This is a genomic window from Pseudomonas sp. SDO5215_S409, from assembly GCF_054071325.1.
The window spans coordinates 26,598-35,287 of sequence record NZ_JBSVWN010000064.1 but is presented as its reverse complement, the minus strand read 5'-3'; the positions used below and the strand labels follow the sequence as shown (position 1 = coordinate 35,287).

7 protein-coding genes are annotated in these 8,690 nt (G+C 64.5%); 5 read left to right on the top strand and 2 right to left on the bottom strand.

Features of this window, described 5'->3' with window-relative positions; genetic code table 11:
- Nucleotides 1-302: 302 nt before the first annotated feature.
- The 3 genes from ACW9H9_RS24865 (at nucleotide 303) to ACW9H9_RS24855 (ending at nucleotide 2,124) form a co-directional block, all read left to right on the top strand.
- Nucleotides 303-824, top strand: coding sequence for a DUF3455 domain-containing protein (locus tag ACW9H9_RS24865; RefSeq protein WP_457345893.1), 522 nt, complete (start codon nucleotides 303-305; stop codon nucleotides 822-824).
- Nucleotides 825-901: 77 nt separating this feature from the next.
- Nucleotides 902-1,438: a sigma-70 family RNA polymerase sigma factor gene (locus tag ACW9H9_RS24860; RefSeq protein WP_457345891.1), complete on the top strand. Its 537-nt coding sequence runs from the start codon at nucleotides 902-904 to the stop codon at nucleotides 1,436-1,438.
- Nucleotides 1,435-2,124, top strand: a complete 690-nt coding sequence (locus ACW9H9_RS24855) for an anti-sigma factor (protein WP_457345889.1) — start codon at nucleotides 1,435-1,437, stop codon at nucleotides 2,122-2,124. The genes ACW9H9_RS24860 and ACW9H9_RS24855 overlap by 4 nt, the downstream gene beginning before the upstream one ends.
- Here ACW9H9_RS24855 and ACW9H9_RS24850 read toward each other — a convergent pair whose 3' ends face one another.
- Complete coding sequence (locus tag ACW9H9_RS24850) at nucleotides 2,125-3,426, bottom strand: ATP-binding protein (RefSeq protein WP_457345887.1); 1,302 nt, start codon at nucleotides 3,424-3,426, stop codon at nucleotides 2,125-2,127.
- 3 nt (nucleotides 3,427-3,429) lie between these two features.
- Entirely contained in the window at nucleotides 3,430-4,131 is a 702-nt protein-coding gene (locus ACW9H9_RS24845; RefSeq protein WP_457345885.1) for a response regulator transcription factor, read from the bottom strand.
- 225 nt (nucleotides 4,132-4,356) lie between these two features.
- Here ACW9H9_RS24845 and ACW9H9_RS24840 point away from each other — a divergent pair, with 225 nt between their 5' ends.
- Complete coding sequence (locus tag ACW9H9_RS24840; protein WP_457345884.1) at nucleotides 4,357-5,514, top strand: efflux RND transporter periplasmic adaptor subunit; 1,158 nt, start codon at nucleotides 4,357-4,359, stop codon at nucleotides 5,512-5,514.
- Between the two features lie 14 nt (nucleotides 5,515-5,528).
- Nucleotides 5,529-8,615, top strand: a complete 3,087-nt coding sequence (locus tag ACW9H9_RS24835) for a multidrug efflux RND transporter permease subunit (protein WP_457345882.1) — start codon at nucleotides 5,529-5,531, stop codon at nucleotides 8,613-8,615.
- Nucleotides 8,616-8,690 lie beyond the last annotated feature (75 nt).

Here is an 8,690-nt window from a genome sequence, read left to right as displayed (position 1 = left end):
ATGTCCTTATACAGCCGAATCGAAGCCTCAAGCCTATCATTTTTCGCATTGCACAGGCCCTCGACGATCAGCGCTTCGGACGGGGGCTGAGGGGCCAGGTCGATCAGCAGGCCGTTACCGTCAGGCTTGATCGCAATGACACAAGCCCCTCCCGAAAGGCACACATGCATCAACAGCGTTCTGCTTTCTGTCTTGCCCAGGATTTAGCGAAGCACTTTATTTTTCTAATCCGTGCATCCAATCGCCCCCGCCCCGGGTAGTGCCTGTAGCAACCCTGCTGTATTACCCATGGAGAAGCACCGATGAACGCCAAGACTCTGCTTTGCCTGGCCACCTTGCTGGCCGCTGCCCCTACTGCTTTTGCCCAGACCGGTTTGCCCGACAGCATCAAGGTGCCGGACGGCCACAAGGTGACGATGGAAACCACCGGCGTCGGCGAAATCACTTACGAATGCCGGGACAAAGCCAACGCAGCCGGGCAAACCGAATGGTTCTTTGTCGGCCCCAAGGCCGTGCTCAATGACCGCAGCGGCAAGCAGGTAGGCACCTATTTCGGCCCGCCCGCCACCTGGCAGGCCAAGGACGGGTCCAAAGTTACCGGCACCCAGTTGGCGGTGGCGCCATCGAGCGCGGGTAACCTGCCCTATCAACTGGTCAAGGCCAACCCCGCCGAAGGCCACGGCGCAATGAGCGGTGTGAGCTATATCCAGCGGGTCGCCCTCAAGGGCGGCGTGGCGCCGGGCACCGCATGCACCACGGCCAACAAGGGCAAGCAAGAGGTGGTGAAGTACCAGGCCGACTACATCTTCTGGGCGGCCAACTGAGCAAAGTCAGCTACGCTGCTGTGCAACAGCCCCGGCTTGTAGCCGGGGCACCGACCTCATGTCGATGGCGCCAACCTGTGTCCCTACCCCAAGTCCCGTTTGATTATGAAGCGTGCCTGTTGGCCTGTGCCGGTGGCGATCAACAGGCGCTGCGCCGGTTGTACCTGCAGGACAGCAGCCGCTTGCTCGGCGTGGCCCTGCGCATCGCGCGGGACAAGGCCCTGGCCGAAGACATCGTGCATGACGCGTTTATCCGGATCTGGCAAGGCGCGGCCAGCTTCGACCCCCAGCGGGGCTCTGCCCGGGGCTGGATGTTCAGCATCACCCGCCACCTGGCGCTTAATTTTGTGCGCGCCAGCGGCCGAGAGGTGGCCTTGGACGCTAGCCATGAACAGGCCCTGGAGCCTTCGCATGCATTTGAGTTTCCCGCACGCACCGGGCAAGTCTACCGTTGCTTGGAACAGCTTGAGCCGAACCGTCGGCGGTGCCTCCTGCATGCCTACGTCGATGGCGACTCCCACAGTGAAATCGCACAGAAACTGGGCACCCCGCTGGGGACTGTCAAAGCCTGGATCAAACGCAGCCTCGCGGCCTTGCGTGAGTGCATGGCATGAACGACGCTCTTGACGAACTGGCCAGCGAATACGTACTCGGCACCCTCGCCGCCGAGCAACGCGACACCGTGCGCCAACGCCTGGAACACGACGCAGGCCTGCGCGCCGCAGTCGATGCCTGGGAACAGCGATTGGCAGCCCTGACCGAGCTGGCAGAGCCGGTCACACCCTCGGTGTACTTGTGGCATCGCATCGAACGCAGCCTGGGCCACGAGCCCCCTGCCCCCGCCGCCTCGCCAGGCCGGTGGAACCTGCTGGCACTGTGGCGCGGCTTGGCAGGCGCCGGGCTAGTGACCTCGTTGTTGTTGGCGACGCTGCTGCTGACGCGCACCGCCGCCCTCGCCCCGCCCACCTACGTGGTGGTGCTGGTCGCCCCGCAAAACCAGGCGCCGGGCTGGGTGATCCAGGCCAGTGACACGCGGCAGATCCAGTTGATCCCGCTGGGCAACATGGATGTCCCGGCAGACAAGGCCCTGCAGTTCTGGACCAAGGGTGATGACTGGCAAGGGCCGGTATCGCTGGGGCTGGTCCGGCCCGGGCAAACGCTGTCTGTCCCGCTGGACCGCTTACCGCCGCTGGCGCCGAACCAATTGTTCGAACTGACCCTGGAGGGCCCGCAAGGCTCGCCGACTGGCAAACCCACCGGGCCGATCCAGGCCATTGGCCGGGCGGTCAAAGTGATTTGATTACACGGTGGCTGGCAACCACAGACGAAACCGCGCGCCGCCCAACGGCGACGCCATGGCCGTCAACGTACCGCCCTGCGCTTCCAGCGCCCGCCGACTGATGGCCAACCCCAGGCCAAAACCTCCGGTGGAGCGGTCACGGCTGCGGTCCAGGCGGTAGAACGGCTCGAAGATGCGCTCCCGCTCGTCCACCGGAATGCCGATGCCGTCGTCATCCACCCAGATCTCACAGCCCTGGGCACACACCTTGACCCCCACCTGAATGCGCCGCTCGCAGTAACGCGTGGCGTTGCGCAACAGGTTTTGCAGGGCCCGGGCGGTGAGGCGCGGGTCGAGGGCGAAACGATCCAGGGCACAGTCGAGCACCACGTCGATCACGATCTCGGGGTTTTGCAGTTCGTCGTCGATGCTGCCCAGGATGCTGTCGATGAACTCGTCCAGCACCACGTCCACCTGCTCCGGCAAGTGCGCCGGGTTTTGCAGGCGGCTGAACGACAGCAACTCCAGCACCAATTCATCCAGCTCGCGAATATGCGCGACCAGGCTTTGCAGGCGCTCGCGGCTGGCGGCCGGCAGCTCGTCGGACAGCGCCAGGGCCAGGCCGAAATCCAGGCGGGTCAAGGGTGTGCGCAGCTCGTGGGACACCGCGTTGAGCAAGTCGCGCTGCTGGGTGAGCAAGCGCTCGATGTCGTTGGCCATGGTGTCGAACACCGTCGCCAGGCTGCCGATATTGGAACTGGACGGAATTTGGGTGCGTGCCTCAAGGTTGCCCTGCCCCAATTGCGCGGCGGTGCTTTTCAAGCGTTCCAGGTCGCGCCAGTGCGGCCTGAGCCAAAACAGCAGGCAGGCCAGCAACGCCCCGCCGATCAGTACGTTCATGCTCCAGTACAACAGGTTCATGTCCAACGGATCGGGCGGGATCGACAGCTTGACCGCCAACTGGTCATCGAGCGCCGAGCTTACGTCGTCCATCCAGCCCCATTCGCCCAGGCGCACCACCGGCTGGTCCTGTTCCAGCAGGCGTTGCTCCTCGGGGGTGTAGCTGGCGTCCTGGATGCGCAGCAGTTGGAGTTTGAGCGGCGCAAAATCGGCGGACAGGCGCAGGGTCACGTTGGCCCACTGCGCCATCGGCACCCGGTGGTATTCCTGGACGATCAGGCTTTGCAGGCCGCGCGACTGCTCGATGTTGTAGCTCATGTAGCGGTGTTCAAAGAGCTGGATGACCACTCGGGGGATCAGGTAGATCGCAGCGCTGTAGGTGACGATGGTGATCAGGTAGAGGCGCAGCAGCACTCGGAACATGGCTTAGCATTCCCACTCGGAGCGGCTGAACAGGTAGCCCTTGCCCCACACGGTCTTGATCTTGCGAGCCTCGCCTGCGTGGTCGTCGAACTTGCGCCGCAGCTTGGAAATGGCCACGTCCACCGAACGGTCGGTGCCGTTGAACTCGATGCCGCGCAGGCGTTGCAGGATCTGGTCGCGGCTGAGCACTTCACCGGCATGCCGGGCCAGCACCACCAACAGGTTGTATTCGCCGCTGGACAACTCCACCGGCTGTTCGCGCCAGCTCACCGTGCGCTCCGACAGGTCGATGCACAGGTTGCCCATCACGATCTGATCGTTGGCCACCTGAGGCTCGGTGAGGCTGCTGCGGCGCAGCAAGGTGCGCACGCGGGCGAGCAGCACGCGCGGCTCGCAGGGTTTGGTCACGTAGTCGTCGGCACCCATTTCCAGGCCCAGTACCTGGTCGTGACTGTCGTCGCGGGCGGTCAGCATCAAAATGGGCAGCGAGGCCGAGTCGGCGCGCAGCAGGCGGCACACTTGCAGGCCGTCCAGGCCCGGCAGCATCAGGTCGAGGATGACCAGGTCCGGCGGGCTGAGCCGGGCGCGCTCGCGCACGTGGTCGCCACGGCTGAGCACGTTGACGTGGTAACCGTTGCGCTCCAGGTAGCTGGCGATGAGCTCGGACAACGCGGCGTCGTCTTCCACGAGAAGGATGTTAGGCATTGAAGGTGTTTCCAAATAATGCGTATCGAGCCGTAACGAGCGCCCGCGGTCAGATTGAATCTTTATTGGTTTAAAGATCTTGTTAGGATCCACAGCCGTGAAGGATATACGCCCGCACGTTTATAGGGGCGAGGCCTTACATTTCTTCACACACCACCAACAGTGCTTAACAGCACACCGGCGGGGGCGACCGTAGGATGCGCCAGTCACTATCGGGATAAGAGCATGTCGAAAAATCTGTTTGCGCCGTTTTGCCTGTTGACCCTGACACTGGCCTTGAGCGCCTGTGGCCCGTCCACCGGCAAAACCCCGGAAACGCCACCGGCCAAGGTCCGCATCGAAACCCTTGAGGCCAGGCCCCTGGCCATCAGCAGCGAGCTGAGCGGGCGCATTGCCGCGCCGCGTATCGCCGAAGTCCGCGCCCGGGTGGCTGGCGTGGTGTTGCAGCGGGTGTTCAAGGAAGGCGCCGACGTCAAACAGGGCGATGTGCTGTTTCGGATCGACCCGGCGCCGTTCCAGGCCGACCTGGACAGCGCCCGGGCCAACCTGCGCAAGGCCGAGGCGAACGCCTTCCAGGCGCAACTGCAAGAGCAGCGCTACGGCCAGTTGGTCAAGGACAACGCCATCAGCGCCCAGGACAACGACAACGCCCGCGCCGCCGCCCGGCAGACCGCCGCCGACGTGGCCGCCAACAAGGCTGCCGTGCAGCGCGCCCAGTTGAACCTGGGGTATGCCACCGTGACTGCGCCCATCACCGGGCGCATCGGCCGGGCGCTGGTGACCGAAGGCGCATTGGTGGGCCAGAACGAAGCCACGCCAATGGCCGTGATCCAGCAACTGGACCCGGTCCACGCCGACCTGACCCAGTCCACCCGTGAGCTCAACGACCTGCGCCGTGCCTTTCGCGCAGGCCAACTCAAGCAGGTCGGCCAAGACCAGGCCAAGGCCACGCTGATCCAGGACGACGGCAGCCTTTACCCGTTGCCGGGCAAATTGCTGTTCGCCGAAATCAGCGTGGACCCAGGCACCGGCCAGGTCATCTTGCGCAGCGAGTTCCCCAACCCGGACCTGGACCTGCTGCCCGGCAGTTTTATCCGTGTGCGCGTGGAGCAGGCGCTGGACCCGCAAGGCATCAGCGTGCCGCAACGGGCCATTACCCGCGACAGCGCGGGCGTGCCGATGGTGTTGCTGCTCGATGGCGAACAGGTGGTGAGCCAGCACCCGGTCACACTGGGCGCGGCCATCGAGGACCGCTGGGTGGTCAGCCGTGGCCTCAAGGCCGGTGACCGTATCGTGGTCGAAGGCCTGCAACACGCACGCCCCGGTGAAAAAGTCGAGATCGATGACCGCCCCGCGCCCGCCGCGCAAGCGTCCAGCCAGTAACAAGGGAAGTTCACATGCCGCAGTTTTTCATTGACCGCCCGATCTTTGCCTGGGTGGTCGCCCTGTTCATCCTGCTTGCGGGCCTGCTGGCCATCCCGCAATTGCCGGTGGCCCAGTACCCCAACGTCGCCCCGCCCAAAGTCGAGGTCTACGCGGTGTACCCCGGCGCCTCGGCCCAAACCATCGACGAAAGCGTGGTGAGCCTGATCGAGCAAGAGCTCAATGGCGCCGATCACCTGCTGTATTTCGAGTCCCAGAGCAGCCTGGGGGCGGCCACCATCACCGCCACGTTCCAACCGGGCACCGACCCGGAGATGGCCCAGGTGGATGTGCAAAACCGCCTCAAGGCCGTGGAGCCGCGCCTGCCGCAAGCGGTGACCCAGCAAGGTTTGCAGGTAGAGAAAGTGTCCGCCGGGTTTCTGCTGTTGGTCACCCTGACCTCCACCGACGGCAAGCTCAACGACGTGGCGCTCAGTGACTACCTGGCGCGCAACGTGATGAACGAACTCAAGCGCCTGGAAGGCGTGGGCAAGGCCCAGCTGTATGGCTCGGAGCGGGCCATGCGCATCTGGCTCGACCCGCAGAAACTGATCGGTTTCAACCTGACCCCGGCCGACGTCAACGCCGCCGTCGCCGCGCAGAACGCCCAGGTATCGGCTGGCAGCATCGGCGACTTGCCGGGCACCAAGACCCAGGAAATCACCGCATCGATCCTGGTCAAGGGCCAACTGTCCACCCCGGCCGAGTTCGCCGACATCGTGCTCAAGGCCAACCCGGACGGCTCGACCGTGCGCATCGGCGACGTGGCGCGGGTAGAAATCGGCAGCCAGGAATACCAGTTTTCCACGCGCCTCAACGGCAAGCCGTCCACCGCCGTCAGCGTGCAGCTGGCGCCGGGCGCCAACGCCCTGAGCACCGCCACGCGGGTACGGGCGAAGATGGACGAGCTGTCGCGCTACTTCCCGGCCAACGTCGAATACAAGATCCCGTACGACACCTCACCGTTCGTCAAAGTCTCGATCACCAAGGTGGTCTACACCCTGGGCGAGGCGATGTTGCTGGTGTTTGCGGTGATGTTCCTGTTCCTGCAAAACATCCGCTACACCCTGATTCCAACGCTGGTGGTGCCGGTCGCGCTGATGGGCACGTTCGCCACCCTGCTGGTGCTGGGCTTTTCGATCAACGTGCTGACCATGTTTGGCATGGTGCTGGCCATCGGCATTCTGGTGGACGACGCGATTGTGGTGGTGGAGAACGTCGAGCGGATCATGGCCACCGAGGGCCTGTCGCCCAAGGACGCCACGCGCAAGGCCATGGGCCAGATCACCGGGGCCATTATCGGTATCACCCTGGTGCTGGTGGCGGTGTTTTTGCCGATGGCGTTCATGCCGGGCTCGGTGGGGGTGATCTACCAGCAATTCTCCCTGACGATGGCCACCTCGATCTTGTTCTCCGCGTTCCTGGCCCTCACCCTTACCCCGGCGCTGTGCGCCACCCTGCTCAAGCCGATTGCCAAGGGCGACCACCATGCCAAGGGCGGGTTTTTCGGCTGGTTCAACCGGCGTTTCGAGCAACTGAGCGACCGTTATCAGGGCTGGGTCGCCTATGCGCTCAAGCGCACCGGGCGTTACCTGGTGCTCTACCTGGCGCTGGCGGTGGGCCTGGGCGTGCTGTTCAGCCGCCTGCCCTCCTCGTTCCTGCCGGTGGAAGACCAGGGCTACACCATCACCGATATCCAACTGCCGCCCGGCGCCAGCAAGAACCGCACGGTGCAGGTGGCCGAGCAGATCGAGGCGCACAACGCTGGCGAGCCGGGCGTGGGCGACACCACGATGATCATGGGCTTCAGTTTTTCCGGCTCCGGGCAGAACGCGGCGCTGGCGTTTACCACGCTCAAGGACTGGTCGCAGCGCAGCAGCCAGGACGCCGCAGCCGCCATTGCCGACCGCGCCAACGCGGCGTTCGGCGAGCTCAAGGACGCGATTGCCTACGCCATTTTGCCGCCGCCGGTGGACGGCCTGGGCACTTCCAGCGGTTTTGAGTTCCGCCTGCAAGACCGTGGCGGCGTGGGCCACGCGGCCTTGATGGCGGCGCGCACCGAACTGCTGGCGGCCGCCGAAAAAAGCCCGGTGCTGGCCAACGTACGTGAAAGCGCGCTGGCCGAGGCGCCGCAAGTGCAGCTGGAAGTGGACCGCAAACAGGCCAACGCACTGGGCGTGTCCTTTGCCGACGTGGGCAACGTGCTGTCCTCAGCCATTGGTTCGGCCTATATCAACGACTTCCCCAACCAGGGCCGCATGCAGCGGGTGGTGGTGCAGGCCGAGGGCGATCAGCGCAGCCAGGTCGAGGACCTGATGAAGATCCACGTGCGCAACAACACCGGGAAAATGGTGCCGCTGTCGGCCTTCGTGCAGGCCCGCTGGATCCAGGGCCCGGCGCAATTGACCCGTTACAACGGCTACCCGGCCATCGCGATTTCCGGTGAGGCGGCCCCCGGCCACAGCACCGGCCAGGCCATGGAAGAAATCCAGCGGCTGGTGGCACAACTGCCAGCCGGGCTCGGCCAGGAATGGACCGGCCTGTCGTTGCAGGAGCGCTTGTCCGGCGCACAGGCGCCGCTGTTGCTGGGCCTGTCGCTGCTGATCGTGTTCCTGTGCCTGGCGGCGCTGTATGAAAGCTGGTCGATCCCGACCTCGGTGCTGCTGGTGGTGCCGCTGGGCGTGCTCGGCGCGGTCTTGGCGGTGACCCTGCGCGGGATGCCCAACGATGTGTTCTTCAAGGTCGGCCTGATTACCATCATTGGCCTGTCGGCAAAAAACGCGATCCTGATCATCGAATTCGCCAAGGACTTGTATGACCAAGGTGAAGACCTGATAGACGCCACCCTGAAGGCCGCCCGGCTGCGCCTGCGACCGATCATCATGACCTCGCTGGCCTTCATCCTGGGCGTGGTCCCGCTGGCCATCGCCACCGGCGCAAGCTCGGCGAGCCAACAGGCGATCGGCACCGGGGTGATTGGCGGAATGATCACGGCCACACTGGCGGTGGTGTTTGTGCCGGTGTTTTTTGTGGTGGTGATGAAGGTCACACGTAAGCGCTAAGTCGCAAGCGGCAAGGCAGCACACACAACGGCTGCCTTGCCGCTTGAGACGCCAAACCTGCTACTTTGAGCGCAA

Coding starts and splice junctions, on each gene's coding strand:
- ACW9H9_RS24835 (WP_457345882.1), top strand. CDS start 5,529: ATGCCGCAGTTTTTCATTGACCGCCCGATCTTTGCCTGGGTGGTCGCC.
- ACW9H9_RS24850 (WP_457345887.1), bottom strand. CDS start 3,426: ATGTTCCGAGTGCTGCTGCGCCTCTACCTGATCACCATCGTCACCTAC.
- ACW9H9_RS24840 (WP_457345884.1), top strand. CDS start 4,357: ATGTCGAAAAATCTGTTTGCGCCGTTTTGCCTGTTGACCCTGACACTG.
- ACW9H9_RS24845 (WP_457345885.1), bottom strand. CDS start 4,131: ATGCCTAACATCCTTCTCGTGGAAGACGACGCCGCGTTGTCCGAGCTC.
- ACW9H9_RS24865 (WP_457345893.1), top strand. CDS start 303: ATGAACGCCAAGACTCTGCTTTGCCTGGCCACCTTGCTGGCCGCTGCC.
- ACW9H9_RS24855 (WP_457345889.1), top strand. CDS start 1,435: ATGAACGACGCTCTTGACGAACTGGCCAGCGAATACGTACTCGGCACC.